At 36.4% G+C, this 19,478-nt stretch carries 17 protein-coding genes; 7 read left to right on the top strand and 10 right to left on the bottom strand.

The genetic code is table 11. From position 1 onward, the window contains the following. Window positions 1-259: 259 nt before the first annotated feature. Window positions 260-556 (bottom strand): LacI family DNA-binding transcriptional regulator, encoded by a 297-nt coding sequence (locus tag TP70_RS03250; protein WP_044359282.1) that lies wholly within the window; start codon window positions 554-556, stop codon window positions 260-262. Between the two features lie 109 nt (window positions 557-665). On the opposite strand from TP70_RS03250, the gene TP70_RS03245 reads away from it, so the two are divergent. Further along, window positions 666-1,469: an HAD-IIB family hydrolase gene (locus tag TP70_RS03245; protein WP_044359281.1), complete on the top strand. Its 804-nt coding sequence runs from the start codon at window positions 666-668 to the stop codon at window positions 1,467-1,469. A 77-nt stretch (window positions 1,470-1,546) separates the two neighbouring features. Here TP70_RS03245 and nagB read toward each other — a convergent pair whose 3' ends face one another. Genes nagB through TP70_RS03230 form a run of 3 tightly spaced genes read right to left on the bottom strand, consistent with a single transcriptional unit; the run spans window position 1,547 to window position 4,499 of the window. After that, a complete protein-coding gene (nagB, locus tag TP70_RS03240; RefSeq protein WP_044359280.1) occupies window positions 1,547-2,278 on the bottom strand; it encodes a glucosamine-6-phosphate deaminase in 732 nt (243 codons plus the stop codon). Between the two features lie 10 nt (window positions 2,279-2,288). Then, window positions 2,289-2,957 carry an N-acetylmannosamine-6-phosphate 2-epimerase gene (locus TP70_RS03235; protein ID WP_044359279.1) on the bottom strand — a complete coding sequence of 223 codons (669 nt, stop codon included), beginning with the start codon at window positions 2,955-2,957 and terminating at the stop codon, window positions 2,289-2,291. Between the two features lie 15 nt (window positions 2,958-2,972). Next, complete coding sequence (locus tag TP70_RS03230; RefSeq protein ID WP_044359278.1) at window positions 2,973-4,499, bottom strand: maltose/glucose-specific PTS transporter subunit IIC; 1,527 nt, start codon at window positions 4,497-4,499, stop codon at window positions 2,973-2,975. A gap of 138 nt (window positions 4,500-4,637) precedes the next feature. Between TP70_RS03230 and TP70_RS03225 the strand changes: the two genes are divergently transcribed. The 4 genes from TP70_RS03225 (at window position 4,638) to folE2 (ending at window position 7,684) form a co-directional block, all read left to right on the top strand. Further along, entirely contained in the window at window positions 4,638-5,447 is an 810-nt protein-coding gene (locus TP70_RS03225; RefSeq protein ID WP_044359277.1) for a MurR/RpiR family transcriptional regulator, read from the top strand. Between the two features lie 114 nt (window positions 5,448-5,561). After that, on the top strand, window positions 5,562-5,921 hold the full coding sequence (locus TP70_RS03220; protein WP_169743598.1) for a YojF family protein: 360 nt from the start codon (window positions 5,562-5,564) through the stop codon (window positions 5,919-5,921). Between the two features lie 18 nt (window positions 5,922-5,939). Further along, the gene (gene bshB2, locus TP70_RS03215) at window positions 5,940-6,617 is read left to right on the top strand and encodes a bacillithiol biosynthesis deacetylase BshB2 (RefSeq protein WP_044359276.1); all 678 of its coding nucleotides are present in this window, start codon (window positions 5,940-5,942) and stop codon (window positions 6,615-6,617) included. A gap of 185 nt (window positions 6,618-6,802) precedes the next feature. Further along, window positions 6,803-7,684: a GTP cyclohydrolase FolE2 gene (gene folE2, locus TP70_RS03210; protein WP_044359275.1), complete on the top strand. Its 882-nt coding sequence runs from the start codon at window positions 6,803-6,805 to the stop codon at window positions 7,682-7,684. A 221-nt stretch (window positions 7,685-7,905) separates the two neighbouring features. On the opposite strand, the gene TP70_RS03205 is transcribed toward folE2, so the two are convergent. The 3 genes from TP70_RS03205 to tadA form a co-directional block, all read right to left on the bottom strand. Then, window positions 7,906-8,472 (bottom strand): NADPH-dependent FMN reductase, encoded by a 567-nt coding sequence (locus TP70_RS03205; RefSeq protein WP_044359274.1) that lies wholly within the window; start codon window positions 8,470-8,472, stop codon window positions 7,906-7,908. A 16-nt stretch (window positions 8,473-8,488) separates the two neighbouring features. Next, window positions 8,489-9,358, bottom strand: coding sequence for a Cof-type HAD-IIB family hydrolase (locus TP70_RS03200; RefSeq protein WP_044359273.1), 870 nt, complete (start codon window positions 9,356-9,358; stop codon window positions 8,489-8,491). Between the two features lie 115 nt (window positions 9,359-9,473). After that, window positions 9,474-9,950, bottom strand: a complete 477-nt coding sequence (gene tadA, locus TP70_RS03195; RefSeq protein WP_044359272.1) for a tRNA adenosine(34) deaminase TadA — start codon at window positions 9,948-9,950, stop codon at window positions 9,474-9,476. A 65-nt stretch (window positions 9,951-10,015) separates the two neighbouring features. Here tadA and TP70_RS03190 point away from each other — a divergent pair, with 65 nt between their 5' ends. Both TP70_RS03190 and TP70_RS03185 read left to right on the top strand, forming a co-directional pair. Continuing rightward, window positions 10,016-10,639: a deoxynucleoside kinase gene (locus TP70_RS03190; RefSeq protein WP_044359271.1), complete on the top strand. Its 624-nt coding sequence runs from the start codon at window positions 10,016-10,018 to the stop codon at window positions 10,637-10,639. Then, the gene (locus tag TP70_RS03185; protein WP_044359270.1) at window positions 10,626-11,288 is read left to right on the top strand and encodes a deoxynucleoside kinase; all 663 of its coding nucleotides are present in this window, start codon (window positions 10,626-10,628) and stop codon (window positions 11,286-11,288) included. The genes TP70_RS03190 and TP70_RS03185 overlap by 14 nt, the downstream gene beginning before the upstream one ends. Window positions 11,289-11,342: 54 nt before the next feature. Here TP70_RS03185 and TP70_RS03180 read toward each other — a convergent pair whose 3' ends face one another. From TP70_RS03180 to TP70_RS03170, 3 genes are all read right to left on the bottom strand, one after another. After that, window positions 11,343-13,922: a YfhO family protein gene (locus TP70_RS03180; RefSeq protein WP_044359269.1), complete on the bottom strand. Its 2,580-nt coding sequence runs from the start codon at window positions 13,920-13,922 to the stop codon at window positions 11,343-11,345. A 147-nt stretch (window positions 13,923-14,069) separates the two neighbouring features. Further along, the gene (locus TP70_RS03175) at window positions 14,070-16,649 is read right to left on the bottom strand and encodes a YfhO family protein (protein WP_240626967.1); all 2,580 of its coding nucleotides are present in this window, start codon (window positions 16,647-16,649) and stop codon (window positions 14,070-14,072) included. A 241-nt stretch (window positions 16,650-16,890) separates the two neighbouring features. Continuing rightward, a complete protein-coding gene (locus TP70_RS03170; protein ID WP_044359268.1) occupies window positions 16,891-19,425 on the bottom strand; it encodes a YfhO family protein in 2,535 nt (844 codons plus the stop codon). Window positions 19,426-19,478 lie beyond the last annotated feature (53 nt).

Here is a 19,478-nt window from a genome sequence, read left to right as displayed (position 1 = left end):
AATGTGTATAGGGTCTTTATCATAATGCCACGCAACTAAAGTAATCAGATATTTCATTATCAATGACTTGTCTACGCTATTTCGTTGCCAAAATAAGAGGATAGTGAAGAAGATATTCTATATGACCATTTGTATCTAATTCCATTGTTGTATTAACGCTTTTTATGTAGAATGAAAATAACACAAGTAAAACCAAAAGGCAATTCGCCATGTATATTTTCAAATTACCAAAGATAACCTTTATACTGGACGGCATTCATCACGCACCTATAGAGGAGGGGCGACTTCTTGCCTGAGTTAAGTTAAAATTTTTAGTCAGTTCATAAGCAACTTGTGAAAAAAATGGATGGTCAATATACGGAATAGAGATTGCGATAGAACGTGTTGTTTTATTTTTGAAATATGTAGCAATATGATTCGGGACATAATTGTTTTCTTCAATATATTTTAATACCCTCTGTCTTTTTTCTTCACTGACATACGGGTGGTTATTGAGCACACGCGATACTGTAGATTTTGAAACTTGGCACGCCTTTGCGACATCAAAAATATCCATATTTTATATTCTCCTAAAATTTTTATTTGACCTGGTAATGTTCCCATACTTTAAGATGATTATAACAAACACGCAATCATCCTATTATGAAATAACTGGAGGACCTCTCATGAAAAAACGTTTAATTTTATGTGACTTTGATGAAACTTATTTTAAACATAACACTCAATCTGATGACTTTAGTGCTTTACGGGAAATGGAATCAGTGCTGTCCGATGCATCACTTTATCAAAATGTGGTTGTTGCTATATTGACGGGCAGTACTTTAGAAAGCGTCATGACTAAAATGCAGTCTATCGATATGCAGTTTAAACCGAAACATATCTTTTCTGACTTAAGCACGAAAATGTATACATGGCAGAATAATGGCTATGTGGCGTCTGATGAATATCAAAAAAATGTGTTAAGTGAACGTTTTTTACTCACCGATATTTTAGCCATATTACACAAAGTCTCTACTAAATATCAGGTTGATTTTATACCTCAAAAAGCATTTGGTGAGAATGATACACATTACAACTTTTACTTCCATTCTTTAAAAGATGTAAACAAAGATCGCATCATTTTACGAGACCTTGTTGAATACGCTCAAAGTAAAGGCTACACGGTTAAATACAATCGCTGTAACCCTTTAGCAGGAGACCCAGAAAATGCCTATGATATTGATTTTATACCTAAAAATTCAGGCAAATTATACGCAACTCAGTTTTTAATGGACAGCTATAATATTTCTAAAAAAGATGTCATTGGTTTTGGAGATAGTGGAAATGACGAAGAATTTTTAAGTTATTTGAAACATGCATTCGTCATGTCAAATAGTAGTGACACGCATATGAAACAAAAATTCTCAAAGACGCAGTTTCCCTACTATAAAGGGATTTCTACACATGTTCATGAATTTTTAGAAGACTAGAATGATTTGTACTATAACCGCCTCCAAACAAACAACCCTAACACGCACATTTTTTATTGTGTATGTTAGGGTCTTTTCTATACTATGTCTGGCATGGCTGCATCATCTACATAAACTTCAACGTTTGGATGTAAATGTAAAATCGTTGCAGGGACATCCGTTGTAATATGACCCGCTGCCAATTGTGTGATGGCTTCTTTTTTATGTGGGCCAAATGCTAATAAAATAATACGTTTTGCTTTCATAATCGAGCGTAAGCCCATTGAAATGGCTTGTTTGGGTACGTCTGTTTTGTCGTCAAAGTAACGACTGTTCGCTTCAATCGTACTCTCTGTCAAGTCGACACGATGCGTCACACTCTCAAATGGTGTGCCCGGTTCATTAAAACCGATATGTCCATTTTGTCCAATACCTAATATTTGAATATCAACAGGGCCTTTTTCATCGAGCAATGTTTCGTATCTTTCCGCTTCACATTCTGGATTTTCTGCAACACCATTCGGTAAATGACATTTTTGTGGATCAAATCCACGGTACTCGTTAAATAAAATATTGTTCATATATTGATGATAACTTGCCGGATGTTCTGCATCTAACCCGATATATTCATCTAGATTAAATGTTTCTACATGTGAGACGTCAAGTTGATTTTTCGCTAATAATGTTACTAACGCTTGGTACATCTCGATCATTGTACCGCCTGTTGCCAAGCCTAGCTTACTTTCTTTTTTATGCAATATTTGCTTATATAACTCTGTTGCAACGTAAAATGAAGCTCGTTCTTTCGTCCCTAAGTTCGTTATTTTCATGCCATCCCTCCTATTGGATCATTTGCACAAAACGCTTCGTGATGTCGCGTGGACGTGTGATAGCCCCACCTACAACAGAGGCATACACACCTTTATCAAATACCGCTTTCAACATTTCTGGTGTCATCACGTTTCCTTCTGCAATGACTTTTTGGTCTACGTTATCTAAGACATCTGTTAAGAAAGCGAAGTCATTGTCATACAACACTTTCCCTTGTGTCTCTTCTGTATAGCCATGCAATGTTGTACCGATATAGTCAAAGCCTAAACGGTCTGCATTTTTCGCTTCTTCTAATGTAGCAATGTCCGCCATTAATTCAACGTCTGGTGCTTGTTCTCTCGCATATTGCACCAAGTCTTCTAAGGATTCTGCTGGTCGTTCGCGCAATGTCGCATCTAACGCAATGACTTCACAGCCACTTTCTAGCAATTCATCAACTTCTTTTTTAGTTGCTGTAATAAAAACAGACGAATTGTCGTAGTCACGCTTTACGATACCGATGACTGGTAAATCAACTTCTTGTTTAATCGCAATAATATCTTCTTTAGAGTTCGCTCTAATCCCAACAGCGCCACCTTCTTTTGCGGCAAGTGCCATTTTACTCATAATAAATGATGAATGTAGCGGTTCATCCGCTAATGCCTGACATGATACGATTAATCCTTGTGGTAACTTCATAATTTATTCGCTCCTTTATAATGCTTCTTCTACTTCATTTTTAATAGCCGTTACATGTGGGCCATAAACGATTTGAACGCCATTGCCTTTTCGAATAATGCCTCTCGATTCTGTTGCTTTTAACTTGTTTTCATCGACTTGCGTGCCATCTTTTAACGTCACACGTAAGCGCGTTGCACAACAATCTACCACTTCAATATTGTCTGCACCGCCGAGTCCTTCGATAATCATTTGTGCACGTTCACTTTTTTCAACTGTTTCAACCGCCGCTTCATCTTCACGTCCTGGCGTTTTAAAATTAAATTTCGTAATCAAAAATCTAAAAATCACATAGTACAAGGCGAACCAGATGAGACCAATTGGAATAATCCATAAATAGTTCGTTTTCGCTTGGCCTTGTAATACACCAAATAAAATAAAGTCAATAAATCCACCGCTGAATGTTTGACCGACTGTAATATTAAAAATATCCGCCATCATAAATGCGAAACCGTCCAATACGGCATGCACAACATATAACAGTGGTGCAACGAATAAGAAACTGAATTCAAGGGGTTCCGTAATCCCTGTTAAAAATGACGTTAACGCGGCAGATAACATTAAGCCACCTACAACTTTTTTCTTCTCAGGTTTGGCAGTATGGTAAATCGCTAATGCGGCACCTAATAAACCAAACATCATCGTAATAAAGCGACCTGACATGTAGCGTGATACACCTTCATAGTAATGTTGAACGTTTGGATCACCTAGCTGTGCAAAGAAGATATTTTGTGTCCCTTGCACGAGCTTTCCGTTAATTTCTAATGAACCACCCAACGCTGTTTGCCAAAATGGTAAGTAAAAAATATGATGTAACCCGAAAGGTCCAAGCATACGTAAAATAAAACCGTAAATAAGTGTGCCAATAACACCAGTTTTATTCACTAAGCCACCTGCACCGAAAATAACCGATTGTACTGCTGGCCATACAAAAAACATCACCACACCTAAAAAGATTGCGGCAAACGATGTCACAATCGGTACGAAACGTGAACCACCGAAAAAGCCTAAAAATTGTGGCAAACTTACTTTGTTATATTTGTTATGCAAGACTGCCGTTAGAATACCGACGATAATCCCGCCGAATACACCTGTTTCTACCGTTTGAATACCGAGTGCCATTCCTTGACCTGCTTTGGCTAATTGATCACTTGCGGCAAGGCTATCTGTAATCGTCAACATCGCGTTCATTGTCGCATTCATAATTAAGAAGCCTAACATAGACGCTAAACCTGCTGTGCCTTTATCACTTTTCGCGAGTCCAACTGCAACACCAATGGCGAATAGCACTGGTAAATTTTGGAAGACAATATTCCCTGCTGCACTCATCAACACAAAAATATGTTGTAACAAGGGGATGTCCAAAACTGGATAGGCTTTAATCGTATTCGGATTACTCAAAGCCCCACCAATCCCAAGTAATAAACCTGCTGCCGGTAAAATGGCGATTGGCAACATAAACGACTTCCCAAACTGTTGCGCTTTGTCGAAAACTTTACTCATACTGCTTCACCAACCTGTTCTATTTTATTGTCGTCATACTATCGTTAATTTAAATATACCACTCTGCAATTTTTTCTCAATATAAAGCATTGAATTGAAATTTTCTTTCAAATATACTAATAAAAAAGGAGAAATCAGATGAAACTTGAAAATCGTATTCAAAAATGTCGTCATACCTTAACAAAAGCCGATCAAAAAATTGCAGATTACATTTTAAATTTGGAAGAAAATACGGACATCGGTGCGATTCATAGCATTGCGCTCGCTGTTGATGTGTCGCCTTCAAGTATTACACGCTTCGTCTATAAGCTCGGCTATGATAGCTTTCAATCATTTCGTTTTGCTGTTCTGCATGAATTACAAACGGAGAAAATTGATAATAGCCCGTCAATACAAGTTTTACATCAGCATTATATGGCGATTTTAAACCATACCGGCGAATTTATTGTTGAAGAAGATTTAATGTATTTAGTACATGCGATTCAACAAAGTCAAAAAATTATTTTTATCGGTATTGGTAGCTCTGGTTTAAGCGCGCAAGAATTGTATTTCCGTACTGCGCGCATGGGTTTTAACAGCATTGCTATTACAGATGCACATCTTATGTCCATCGTCGGTCAAATGTGCAATGCGCAAACGACGATTATTGCACTGACAAATAGTGGGGCAACGAAAGAAATTATTGCGAGCATCGCACATGGCCGTGCGAGTGGTGCGAAAGTAATTGCGCTGTCTCATTTTGAAACAGAGGCGTTAACACGTTATTGTACACGTATTATTACAACAGCTGATAAACGTCACGCACACGATGCTTACTTTATTAATAGCCAGCTGTCCAATCAATTCATTATCGATCTCATCAGCTATCACCTCCTGCAAGATCCTACACGTCTCGAACATTATTCAAATAGTTATCACGAACTGCTTTCAAAACATAGCAATAAATAGGTGTAAATCATAAATTTTGCTGTTTTTACGCAATAAAGTGAGCAGAGGTGTATAAATTTATCATGCTTTTTAGTAAAATAAATGGATAACCATATGAGGAAGGCAGTGAAAGTTTTGCGATCGATTACAAATGAAGCCGTTCAAGCATTATTGAATCAATTTGCGAATACGCCTGTCTACTTACACGTTGAAACAACAAATGGGGCCTATGCGAACCATTTTGACCAACGTGTTTTTAATGCAGGAACGTTTTTACGCAATATTCAAGTCACTTATCAACATGCACAACTAAAAGGTGGCGATAAAGATCCATTTCGTGTTGGTCTAAAGCTAGATAACAATGGCTGGGTCTATGTTCAAGGGCTGACACATTACGAATTAAACGATAATGGCGAATTATTACTTGCTGGCTTTAACTATGAAGGGCAGCTAGCGGCAGCGCTCGAAATCAGCCATCGCCCATTTGAAACTTAATAAGGGAGTTGAAAATTTATGGCATCTGAAAAACATGTATTGGTCATCTTTCCACACCCTGACGATGAGACATTCTCTTCAGCAGGTACATTGGCACGCTTTATAGATGAAGGCGTACCGGTGACATATGCTTGCTTAACGCTCGGACAAATGGGAAGACACCTAGGCAATCCCCCTTTTGCGACGCGTGAATCACTGCCAGCAATACGTGAACGTGAGCTTGAACAAGCTGCGAAAGAAATTGGCATTACAGACTTACGCAAAATGGGCTTGCGTGATAAAACAGTAGAGTTTGAACCATACGATGAGATGGATGCGATGGTTCAATCACTTATTGATGAAACACAACCAACAACAATTATTTCATTTTATCCTGGCTATGCCGTACACCCTGATCATGAAGCAACAGCGGATGCGGTCGTTCGCACAGTAGGCCGTTTACCGGAAGCAGATCGACCAAAATTATGGCTTGTCGCATTTAGTAATGATGCAGTCGAGGCACTTGGCGAACCTGATATTGTGAATGACGTGTCTGCATACAAAGAACATAAATTACGTGCATTCAAAGCACACGCATCACAAACAGGTCCGTTTCTTGAACAGTTATCTAACCCTGACCGCGATGTGGCAGGTGCGCCAAAGGACGCTGCAACCTATTTAACAAAAGAGATTTACTGGACTTATCGTTTTAAATAAATTGGAGGTTGGGACAAAAACGTTTAGGATTTGAGCAGAACCGAACACAGCGCAAAATGATTTTTTAACTTTTGCCGAATTCGTGGCAATTCTGCCGAGAATCCTGCTTTGGAAACACCGTTTATCGGTTTCCCAGAGTACCATTCCCTTAAGTCCCAACCTCACATTTTAGTGGAGGAAGTAACATGACTGAATTTGATTTATCAACGCGTGAAGGTCGTTGGAAACATTTTGGGTCGGTCGATCCTATTAAAGGGACAAAACCGACAACGAAAGCCGAAATGACAGATCTTCAAAGTACACATAAAAACTTTTTGTTTGAAATTGAACAAGTAGGCATTAAGAATCTCGTTTATCCTGTGTGGATTGATAACTTTCAAACTGCCGGTAACTTTAGCTTTTCAACAAGCTTAAATCAAGATGAAAAAGGGATTAATATGAGCCGTATTTTAGAAGCGGTCGAGTCAGAATATGATAACGGTATTCGTTTAGATTTTGATGCGCTGACAACACTATTAAACACGCTCAAAACACGTATGAACCAGCACAGTGCTGGTGTTGATGTAGAAGGCAAATGGTTTTTCAATCGTCTCAGTCCTGTTACAGGTATCAAAGCAGTCGGTCATGCCGATGTGACATACGGTTTAGCCGTTCATGATAACGACGTCACACGCAAAACTTTGACATTAAAAGCTGCTGTGACAACACTGTGCCCGTGCTCTAAAGAAATTAGTGAGTATTCCGCACATAATCAACGTGGCATTATTACTGTTAAAGCCTATATTGATAAAGTACAAACACTGCCGTCAGACTACAAGGACGTCTTATTAGATGCGATGGAAGCAAACGCAAGTTCCATGCTGTATCCAATTTTAAAAAGACCAGACGAAAAACGTGTCACAGAACGTGCCTACGAAAACCCACGCTTTGTTGAAGACCTTATTCGTCTTATTGCTGCAGACTTAGTGGAAGTACCTTGGCTAACAGGCTTTGATATTGAATGTCGTAATGAAGAATCTATTCATCAACACGATGCCTTTGCCAAATTAACGTACCGTAAACCTTAATCATCTTGCAGTGATGGTTTACAAAATTACGGTTATAACTTAGCACTTAGCGTTTTATTTGTGTAATATCCAAAATAGAAATATCTATCCCCTCACTACCAAACATCGTGAGGGGATTTTATGTATTTGGGTTTTAGAGATACAAAGCCACTGCGTAAATATTGAGCCACTAAAAAGCACCGATTAAGCATTTTTTATCCTTAATCGGCGCTTTTTACATCTTATTTTAAATGTTCATATGGACTGTTATTCGCAAATGACAAGATTTGATCGATGAAAAGTTTAGCACGTAACTGGAATTCATCATTTGATAAATATAATGTACCGTCTTCTCGTCTCGTATAATCTGAATCATGTGTTGCAATCTGTGTTGGTACCGCAATACCTAATAGAGAACGTACAATTAAACGTAAATGTGACAGTGGCTCTGCACTAACAATACCACCACTGTTGTTCACAAGCCCCACTGGTTTCATTTTAAAATCATCCATCGTTAAATGATCTAACGCATTTTTCAAAATACCTGAGTAAGACCCATGATAATTTGGTGTTCCTAAAATAATAAAGTCTGCTTCACGTGCTAACGTTTTAAGTCGTTCTGCATTGTTTTGATAAGCTTCTGGCACAGGGTTCTGTCCTGTAAAATCCAACGTATGAATTGGATGTTCAGCTAAATCAAAAATCGTTACTTCTTCATGATGTGATTCAATTTGATCTTTCAAAAATTGTGCTAACGCATTCGTATGTGAACCACGTTGTGCACTTCCTACAATAATAAGTCCTTTCATCTCTCAAAAACCCCTTTTATCGTTCTGATTGTTCTAAAACATGATATATCGCTTTTGCAACGCCACTTTCTTCATTAGAATCTGTCGTGAATGTTGCTAAGTCTTTAATTGCTTGGAGACCATTGGCCATTGCGACTGGATAGCCTGCACGTTCTAACATAGATGCATCATTCATATTGTCGCCGACTGCCATCACGTCTTTCATATCAATATGCAGTTGTTCTGCAATGGCTGCCAACGCTGTTCCTTTTTGTGCTTCAGCATTTGTAATTTCAATATTGCCTACTGAAGAAGAAGATACAGCAAGATTGACATGTTCCGCAAGTTCTTGTTTCACACGTGCAAGTTTTTCTAAATCTGTATCAAAAGCGAGTATTTTCATTATCAATTCGCCAGGCACATCATCAATTTGATCATAACTTGGCACAACTTTTAATGTCCCTTTATCAATACGTGACTGAATATGTCGGCGTATAATCGCTTCATCTGCATGTTGGCCAGCATGTTTAATAATATCTACATAAATGGCCAAGTCTTTCTCAGGATCTTCTGTATAAATACTTCTATTTGTATAAACTTGATAATAAATACCTTCTTGTTTTAACTTGTTTTGAATAAAGTCAGACATTTCTTTGTTCAAACAAGACGTATGAATAATATTGAAACTTTCATCTCTCACTTCCGCACCGTTTAAACATATATAAGGTACTTTTAAATCTGTTACAGATACAGGCCCATTTGCTTCATAAAAAGCTCGGCCCGTCGCAATCACTACAGTGACACCTTTAGATTGCGCATATTTAATCGCCTCAATATTCTCCGGGGTAATTTCGTGAGAGGCGTTCAGCAATGTACCATCCATATCTGTTGCGATTAACTTAATCATCACATTCCCTCACTTTATATTTATTCTACTTTCCTTTTCAAGACATACTTAGTTTATCAGATTTCGCCTATGATTTTTAAAAATTTGTTTTTATACAAACGTAAAACACATTTACTTATTTTTGCTTGCCTTCTTTTTTACGTTGTCGTAGCGTTTTAAAGAATTTTTTTAATTGCTGACTACATGAATAAGCAAGCACACCACGTACAACTTTAGCGCGATGATTCATCTGCGGATCTTGTATTAAATTCATCAAGCTACCACTACAGCCGCCTTTAGGGTCTTCTGCGCCATATACCACTTGTTCGACACGACTCATCACGATTGTCCCCGAACACATCACACACGGTTCTAGCGTTACATACAACGTACAGCCTTCTAAACGCCATGTCCCGAGTACACGTGCCGCTTCTTCCATAGCAAGATGTTCTGCATGTGCGGTCGGCAGTTGTAACGTTTCACGCAAATTGTGCGCACGTGCAATAACACGATCCTCTTTAACAACGACCGCCCCGATAGGCACTTCCCCTTTGCGTTCAGCTTGATAGGCTTCTTCAAGCGCAAGTGACATATAATATTCATGACTTCTCATTCAGAAATAGCCTCACTTATGTTAAAATTTGTAATACTGACTACTATGAGATGGAGCGAAAACATATGACTAAACCTTTTATTGTTATTGAAGGACCGATTGGTGTTGGTAAGTCCTCACTCACACACAAGTTGAGTCAATCTTACCATTTTTATGAGGCAAAAGAAATCGTCGGTGAGAACCCGTTTCTTTCCGACTTTTACGAAGATATTTCCAAATGGAGCTTTCAAACAGAAATGTTCTTTCTCTGTAATCGCTACAAAGCTTATCAAGATTTGGCAGAACTTCATGAAGGTATTGTATGCGACTATCATATTTATAAAAATAAGATTTTCGCACGTAATACACTGTCACAAACGGAATACGAGAAATTTTCACGTATTTATGATATTTTGACGGAAGATTTAATCACACCGGACTATACCATTATTCTGGATGCGGACTTATCTATATTGAAAAAACGTATCGCGAAACGTGACCGTAGTTTTGAGGCACATATTGAAGATGACTACTTGTTAAAACTGAAAGAAGACTATGCGACATACTATAAGCAATTGTCTGATGAAGGGCATCAAGTACTATGGATTGACACGACGGATATTGACTTCGTAAGCAATCCGGAAGATTATGAACACGTATTATCACGCATTAACGAATTAATCGGAGGACAAACACATGACACATTATAATATACCTTCAGACGCAGTCATTACGATTGCAGGAACGGTAGGCGTCGGCAAATCATCATTAACACGTGCTTTAGCTGACAATTTAAACTTTCGCACATCTTATGAAAATGTCGACCATAACCCATACTTAGACAAGTTCTATGATGACTTTCGTCGTTGGAGCTTTCATTTACAAATTTACTTTTTAGCTGAACGTTTTAAAGAACAAAAACGCATGTTTGAATATGGCGGTGGCTTTATTCAAGACCGCTCAATCTATGAAGACGTAGATATTTTTGCGAAAATGCACCAAGAACAAGGGACCATGACAGAAGAAGACTTTGAAACGTATTCAAATCTTTTCAATGCGATGGTGATGACGCCATACTTCCCAAAACCAGACGTACTTATTTATTTAGAATCTGACTATGAAAGTGTCATCGATCGTATTAACACACGTGGCCGTCAAATGGAAATGGATACAGATCCGGAATATTGGCAAATGTTGTTCAAACGCTATGATGACTGGATCAACCAATTCAACGCTTGCCCTGTCGTACGCGTCAATATTAACGAATATGATCTTTATGACGATCCAGATTCCATTGATAAAGTCATTGCGAAAATAGCACATATTATTCAAACACATCGTCAAGTCGATTCAAGATAGATAACAAAAATCCCCTGCCTATGCACATAGCGAGGGGATTTTTGTATTGTTGTATTAAATATTGCGACGTAACCACTTGCGATATACGAAAGCACTGATAATGCCAAATAGCGTCATAGCAAGAAATAGACGCCAATGTGGCAATTCATAATGAATCACTGCTTCTTTCTCGCCTTTATTCACTGGAATAACCGTCTGCAAGCCATTCCCTTTTTTAACATCTCTTGTTTTGCCATCTACTTCTGCTTTTAAACCATCACGGTACGGCATCGGCAACACAAGATACGCCTTTTTCTTCGGATTCATTTTGATACGTATATCACGTTTCGTTTTTGTCACTTTCACTGGTGTTACATCATCTTTTGCTTTTTCTAAAGTTGAATAATCTTCGCCATAGATACCTTTAATATTCACACGATACGTCCCTTTTTTCAGTTTCAATTGCATCACATCTTTGGCAGCGACACGAATCGTGATAGGTGTCACAAAACGTTTATATCTATATCCATTTTCTCTACGCACTTGTTGAAAATCATCTAACTTTACATAATGTAATATGTCTGGATGCAATAATTCTATGTCCATTTCAACATAATAATCTTTATATTGGTTCAACAAATTGTTAGGCATTGAAATATTTAAACCACCGAGATCTTTTGAAACTGTTAACTGCTGCCCTTTTTGTGTTGCATCACGTGGTGTAATTTTAGCAGATTTTACAAGATTCGGGTTAGACTCAAAAGATGTATTTCCTTTAACACCATCGAACACAACACCTTGTAAAAAGGCATGTTCTCGATCTAATGGCGATTTTAAATCTTTCGCATTATAAACTTTAGATGTCAAATGCGCTGCAGGATAATCAATACGATTATGACTATGTGACCATGTCGTACCTTTATCCTTAATAGTATCTTCAAGCTTCATACCATAAGGAATTGTTGTATCATTACCTCTTTTGATACGGTCTGTCACACCCCATAACGCATATATATTAACCCGATTCCCAAGCATTTGATACGTGCTATTACTATTATTTTCCATATTTATTTGCATTTGTTTGTCATAATAATTCAAAATGGCACCATCAAAAATACTAGAGTATAGTGCAACACCATTGTAATGATAAATCATGTTTGAATTAATTGAATAATATCCCATAAAATCAATACGCTCCAAAGGCGTTTGTCTTTGCGTCATATCATTGATTTTTTCTTGAAGCACCTGGCTGTAATACTTGGGACTGTAGAATGCTTTCATATCCGATTCATATTGTACGACATAATTTGTGCGGTAATTTAATAGCATCACAAATTGTTGAATTATAAACAGCCCAACAATCACATAAATGATTCTTTTCGATATATTTTTTTGACGATACAAATAATACGCAACAATGCATAAAATCAATACACTTGCGACCATCCACCACATATGCCCTGTAGATAACATGATTGTCGCAATCGCTAATGGAATAAGCGGAAATAGTGAGATTAAATAATCATGCCACGTTAACTCTGTGATATGCTTCAACCATAAGGCAATCAAGATACTTGTCGATAAAGCCAATAAATATGACCATCGTCTGACTGGAGAAGAAAAACCATTGAATATCGTATCAATGTATGGTGTCAAACTACCTAACAATAAAATCCATGTAAAAATAGCAAATAATCGATAATAATAGTGTCGATAAAGTTTAAATGAAAAAAGTGCAACTAAAGCAATAAAAGTAATCGTAATAAAAAAGCCACTTGAAAAAATATGATAATTTGGATTAAAGTCAATTAATTTTGGTACATGATGATGACTGAGTTGACGGTCATTATGTAAAAATGACTGCACGCCTGTTAAAAAACCAAACGAAGCAATACACAAACTCATCAACACGGCTGGGCATAGCAACCATAACTTTTTCCAGCGTGGAACCATATCTTCTGGATGTGTATCAATCATGCGATAAATTAAATAAATCGTTAAAGCAATGGCTTCATAATAACTGAGATAGAAATTAGAAAATAATGTTAGCGCAATGGCAATGATGAATAACCCAATCTTTCGTGTTTTGAAGAAACGTTCCATTCCCCAAATAGAAAGTGGCAAGTAGATCAATACGTCTCCATAAAAAGACCATGCGAAATTATAATAATACATAACTGTTGATGTGCTATAAAGCATTGCACCAACAAAGCGATAAGGATTTGCAACTTGAAACATCTTAAACATGCCATACGCTGCTATAAACGTAAGTACACATTTAAAATAGGCAATCGCAATTTGATTCCCAGGCCAAAATTCAATTGTTGATGGGTCGACTGCCCCCACCACTTGAAATAATTTAATGCCTAAAAAATTTATATACATGATTGGCGAAGTCGTATAGTAATAAGACAAATCCGTGAAATAATCCCCACCTAAACCAAAGGCGCTATCATAAAACGATGATAAATGCGCCATCCTTTCATATAAATATAATTGGAATGGCATCATTTGTCTGAAACCATCAATATTCCCACTATAAACAATACCATGTACAAGATATCGATAAAGAATGGGGGCATAAACAACTGCGCCGACAAAAAGGGCTATTATAAATACTTTTAACCATTTAAAATACAGAATATCTTTTTTCAATCATTTTCACTCTTTCATTATTCATTTAAAATAATATATCACTGAATAACTTTATTTTAAAGCCTTTCAATAAAATAAGACACACCAATTATAAGACATTATCATCACATAATCGGTGTGCCATCTAAACACTATTCAATTAGCAGACTAAATACTACGACGTAACCACTTGCGATAAACAAACGCACTGATAAGACCTACAATTGTCATCACAAGATATATTCGCCAATGCGGCAATTCATAATAAATCACAACATTTTTTTCGCCTTTATTAACTGGAATGACTGTCTGCAAGCCATTGCCTTTTTTAACATCTCTTACTTCGCCATCTACTTCCGCTTTCAAACCATCACGATATGGCATTGGCATGACAAGATAGGACTTCTTCGTTGGATTCATTTTGACACGAATATCACGTTTCGTTTTCGTCACTTTCACAGGTATTACATCATCTTTCGCTTTCTCTAATGTTGAATAATCCTCGCCGTAAATACCTTTGATGTTCACGCGATATGTACCTTTTTTCAACTTGAGTTTTATTGGTTCATTAGCAGGTACTCGAACTGTTACAGGTGTGACAAAACGTCTATATCTATAGGTAAGCTCTGTTCTTTTTTGATGAAAGTCATCTAATTTTAAGTAATGTACTTGACTTGGATGGAGTAATTCCACATCCATTTCAACATAGTAATCTTTATGCTGACTTAGCGAATCTTTTGGCATTGCAATATCTAAACCACCAAGATCTTTTGAAACTGTTAACTCATCCCCTTTTTGTGTCGCATCACGCGGTGTGATTTTAGCAGATTTTACAAGGTTCGGGTTAGACTCAAAAGATGTATTTCCTTTGATCCCTTCCATTACAACACCTTGTAAAAAGGCATGTTCTCGATCTAGTGGGGATTTTAGGTCTTTGTCATCATAAACTTTAGATGTCAAATGTGCTGCAGGATAGTCAATGCGATTGCGGCTGTGTGACCATGTAGCATCTTGATCCTTAATTGTATCTTCATGTACCATACCATAAGGAATTGTTGTATCTTCTCCTCTTTTAATACGGTCTGTCACACCCCATAACGCATATATATTTGCGCGATTTCCAAGCATTCGATACGTACTATTACTATCAAACTCCATATTTATTTGCATTTGGTTCTCATAATAGTCCAGTATCTCTTTATCAAAAATACTAGAGTATAGTGCAACACCATTGTAGTGATAAATCATACTCGAATTAATCGAAAATAACTCCATGTAATCAATGCGGTCTAAAGGTGATTGTTTCTTTGTAATTTCGTCAATTTTTTCTTGAAGCACATGACTATAATATTTAGGATTCTGCACACTCTTCATATCTGCTTCATATTCTAGTATATAATTAGTACGATAATTCAATAGCATTACAAATTGTTGGACAATAAAAAGGCCCACAATTATGTACATCATTCTCTTTGAAAGATTTTTTTGATGATAGAGATAATATGCCACAATACATAAAATCAATGCACTTGCGACCATCCACCACATACGACCTGCTGAGAACATAACCGTTGCAATGGCTAACGGAACGAGCGGTATAAGTGATATCAAATAATCACGCCATGTAAGCTCTGTAAAGTATTTCAACCATGCTGCAATCAGTACACTTGTTGATAAAGCTAACAAATACGACCAACGTCTTGCTGGAAATGAAAAACCGTTAAAAAAGCTATCCATATAAGGTGTCAGACTACCTAACAGTAAAATCCATGTAAGAATAGCAAATAATCGATAATAATAGTGACGGTAAAGCTTAAATGAAAATAGTGCGACTAAAGCAATAAAAGTAATCGTAATAAAAAAGCCACTTGAAAAAATATGATAATTTTGATTAAAACTAATTAGTTTAGGTACATGATAATGTCCAAGTTGACGGTCATTACTTAAAAATGACTGTACACCTGTTAAGAAACCAAATGAAGCAATACATAAACTCATCAATACGGCTGGGCATAACAGCCATAACTTTTTCCAACGTGAAACGATATCTTTCGGATGTGTGTCAATCATGCGATAAATCAAATAAATAGTTAATGCGATGGCTTCATAATAACTAAGATAGAAGTTAGAAAATAATGTCAGGGCAATTGCAAAAATGAATAACCCAATCTTACGTGTCTTGAAGAAACGCTCCATTCCCCAAATAGAAAGTGGCAAATAAATCAATACGTCTCCATAAAAAGACATTGCAAAGTTAAAATAATATAGAACCGTTGACGTACTATAAAGCATCGCTCCAACAAAACGATAGGGATTTTCAATTTTAAACGCTTTAAACATCCCATAAGTTACTAAGAAAGTAAGGACACAACGCATATATGCAACAATAATTTGATTATCAGGCCAAAAATCAATTGCTGATGGGTCTATATGACCAAAAGTTTGCATTAATTTAATGCCTAAAAAGTTAATATACATAATTGGAGAAGTCGTATAGTAATAGGCAAGATCTGTAAAATAGTCCCCACCTAAACCAAGGGATAGGTCATAAAATGATGAAAAATTAGTCATTCTTTCATAAATAAATAGTTGGAATACCATCATTTGCTTGAAACCGTCACCTGAACCACTATAAACGATGCCATGAGCAAGGTAGCGATAAAGGATTGGTAGGCATACGATAGTACCAACAAAAAGGCCCATACTTAATACTTTTAGCCATTTAAGGTACGCAATTTCTTTTTTCAACAGTATTCACCCTTCTTTCAATAGTCTATTAATTTAATACTTCAATGCACTTCTATCATACGTATTCATCTGAATTATAGATGAACGTATCAAAAGGTACAAGGTATAATTATGTTATCTTTCTATCGAATGACAAAAATTTAAAAATGGATAGCCATTAAATATGCTCAAATAATCAAAACCCCCATATGTAATAATATGAGGGTTTTGATATGAGTCCACAACATATTCAGTTATTAATCTAACGTTTATAACGTAAATATTTACGATAAATAAATGCACCGATAATACCCAAAGTTGTCATGATGAGATACAAAGGCCAATATGGTAATTCATAATGTATAATGACTTCTTTGTCACCTTTATTGACCGGAACGATTGTTTGCAAACCATTCCCCTTTTTCACTGATCTTGCCACACCATTTACTTCAGCTTTTAAGCCTTCTCGATATGGCATTGGCAAGACAAGATATGCTTTTTTGTTCGTTTGCATTTTAACACGGATATCTCGTTTGGTTTTCGTCACCTTCACTGGTGTTACATCCTCTTTGGCCTTTTCTAATGTCGTATAATCTTCACCATAAATCCCTTTGATATTCATACGATAAGTCCCTTTTTTCAACTTGAGTTTCATCGTCTCTTTTGCAGGTACTCTGATTGTGACAGGTGTTACAAAACGTCTATATTTATAAGTAAGCGCAGTACGATTTTGATTATAATCATCTACTTTTAAATAATGTGCGATATTAGGATTTAATAATTCAACATCCATCTCTAAATAATAGTCTTTATACTTCGTGGATAAGTCTCTAGGCATTGAAATATTTAATCCCCCAAGGTCTTTTGAAACGACTAATTGATTTCCCTTCTGTGTCGCATCTCGTGTTGCAATTTTAGCTGATTTAACAAGATTTGAATTCGAATGAAAGGCTGCATTACTTTTTTCACCATTTACGACAACACCTTTTAGAAAAGCATGTTCTCGATCTAACGGTGATTTTAACTCCGAAGCATCAAAAACTTTCGAAGTCAGATGTGCTGCAGGATAATTAATAGCGTTATGACTATGTATCCAAGTGGCATCCCTATCTTTAATTGTATTTTCAATCATCATACCATAAGGCAGTGTTGTATCTGCCTCTCTTTTTATACGATCCGTCACACCCCATAACGCATATATATTGGCACGGTTTCCAAGCAGTCGATATGTACTATTACCATCATATTCCATATTAATTTGCATTTGTTTGTCATAGTAATCTAATATCTCACCATCAAAAATACTAGAGTAAAGACCAACACCATTGTATTGATAAATCATGCTTGAATTAATAGGAAATAGCTCTATGTAATCAATGCGATCTAAAGGTGATTGTTTCTTCATAATTTCATCAATTTTATTTTGCATTATATGACTATCATACTTAGAACTATGCAAAAGTGCCATATTGGGTTCATACTGCGCTAGTTGATTTGTACGATAATTCAATATCATCACAAATTGTTGAACAACAAATAATCCTACAATAATATATGTTATTCTTTTGGATATATTTTTTTGACGATATAAACAATATCCCAATACGCATAAAATCAATGCACTTACAATCATCCACCACATACGACCTACAGAAAACATAACCGTTGCAATTGCTAGTGGGACAAGTGGTGCCAATGATACCAAGTAATTACGCCATGTTAACTCTGTCAGATATTTCAACCATAATGCGATAAGGACACTGGTCGATAGGACTAACAAGTAACCCCAGCGCCTTTCTGGAAATGAAAATCCATTAAAGAAGCTATCAGTTATTTGTGAAAGTGACGCTAACAATAAAATCAATGTAAATATTGCAAATAAGCGATAATAATAGTGACGATAAAGCTTAAATGAAAAAAGTGCCACTAATACGATAAAAGTAATTGTAAAATCATAACTATTTGTAAAGATATGAAACCTTTGCGAAAAATCAACAAGTAACGGTACCTTAAAATCAATCAATTGACGATCATTATTTAAAAACGAACGAACGCCTGTAAAAAAACCAAATGAAGCAATACACAAACTCATCAATACGGCAGGACATAGTAGCCATAATTTTTTCCAACGTGTCACAATATCATCCGGATGGGTATCTATCATACGGTAGATTAAATAAACACTTAAGGCAATTACTTCATAATAACTGAAATAAAAATTTGAAAACAATGTTAATGAAATCGCAACAATAAATAATCCAATTTTACGTTTTTTAAAGAAACGTTCCATGCCCCAAATAGATAGCGGCAAATAAAGCATGACATCTCCAAAAAACGACCATATAAAATTGAAAAAGTAAAATATCGTTGACGCACTATAAAGCATCGCACCTACAAAACGATAGGGCTTTTCTAGTTGAAACATTTTTAACATGCCATATGCGGCTATGAAAGTAAGCACACATTTAAAATAGGCAATAACAAGCTGGTTTCCTGCCCAAAAATTAATGCTTGATGGGTCAACGAGTCCGAGTATTTCCATAACTTTGATGCAGAAAAAGTTAATATACATCAATGGAGAAGTCGTATAGTAATAGGCAAGATCTGTAAAGTAGTCCCCACCTAAACCAAAACCAACGTCATAAAAAGATGAGAAATTAGCCATTCGCTCATACAAGAACATTTGAAATGGTATCATTTGTTTAATACCATCATATCTTCCACTATAGACAACACCATGTTCTAAAAAGCGATAAAGAACTGGTGCATAAACAAGTGCGCCAACAAAAAGTGCCATACTTAGTATTTTAAGCCAATTAAGATAAGGAAACCCCTTTTTCAATAAAACTC

Source organism: Staphylococcus microti (assembly GCF_000934465.1).
GTDB lineage: Bacteria > Bacillota > Bacilli > Staphylococcales > Staphylococcaceae > Staphylococcus > Staphylococcus microti.
This window is presented reverse-complemented; position numbering and strand designations above follow the sequence as displayed.

Excerpts from the sequence above, each read along its gene's own strand:
- TP70_RS03190 (WP_044359271.1), top strand. The coding sequence starts at position 10,016 with ATGACTAAACCTTTTATTGTTATTGAAGGACCGATTGGTGTTGGTAAG.
- TP70_RS03230 (WP_044359278.1), bottom strand. The coding sequence starts at position 4,499 with ATGAGTAAAGTTTTCGACAAAGCGCAACAGTTTGGGAAGTCGTTTATG.
- TP70_RS03225 (WP_044359277.1), top strand. The coding sequence starts at position 4,638 with ATGAAACTTGAAAATCGTATTCAAAAATGTCGTCATACCTTAACAAAA.
- bshB2 (WP_044359276.1), top strand. The coding sequence starts at position 5,940 with ATGGCATCTGAAAAACATGTATTGGTCATCTTTCCACACCCTGACGAT.
- nagB (WP_044359280.1), bottom strand. The coding sequence starts at position 2,278 with ATGAAAATAACGAACTTAGGGACGAAAGAACGAGCTTCATTTTACGTT.
- tadA (WP_044359272.1), bottom strand. The coding sequence starts at position 9,950 with ATGAGAAGTCATGAATATTATATGTCACTTGCGCTTGAAGAAGCCTAT.
- TP70_RS03205 (WP_044359274.1), bottom strand. The coding sequence starts at position 8,472 with ATGAAAGGACTTATTATTGTAGGAAGTGCACAACGTGGTTCACATACG.
- folE2 (WP_044359275.1), top strand. The coding sequence starts at position 6,803 with ATGACTGAATTTGATTTATCAACGCGTGAAGGTCGTTGGAAACATTTT.
- TP70_RS03250 (WP_044359282.1), bottom strand. The coding sequence starts at position 556 with ATGGATATTTTTGATGTCGCAAAGGCGTGCCAAGTTTCAAAATCTACA.
- TP70_RS03245 (WP_044359281.1), top strand. The coding sequence starts at position 666 with ATGAAAAAACGTTTAATTTTATGTGACTTTGATGAAACTTATTTTAAA.
- TP70_RS03185 (WP_044359270.1), top strand. The coding sequence starts at position 10,626 with ATGACACATTATAATATACCTTCAGACGCAGTCATTACGATTGCAGGA.
- TP70_RS03235 (WP_044359279.1), bottom strand. The coding sequence starts at position 2,957 with ATGAAGTTACCACAAGGATTAATCGTATCATGTCAGGCATTAGCGGAT.
- TP70_RS03200 (WP_044359273.1), bottom strand. The coding sequence starts at position 9,358 with ATGATTAAGTTAATCGCAACAGATATGGATGGTACATTGCTGAACGCC.
- TP70_RS03170 (WP_044359268.1), bottom strand. The coding sequence starts at position 19,425 with ATGGCACTTTTTGTTGGCGCACTTGTTTATGCACCAGTTCTTTATCGC.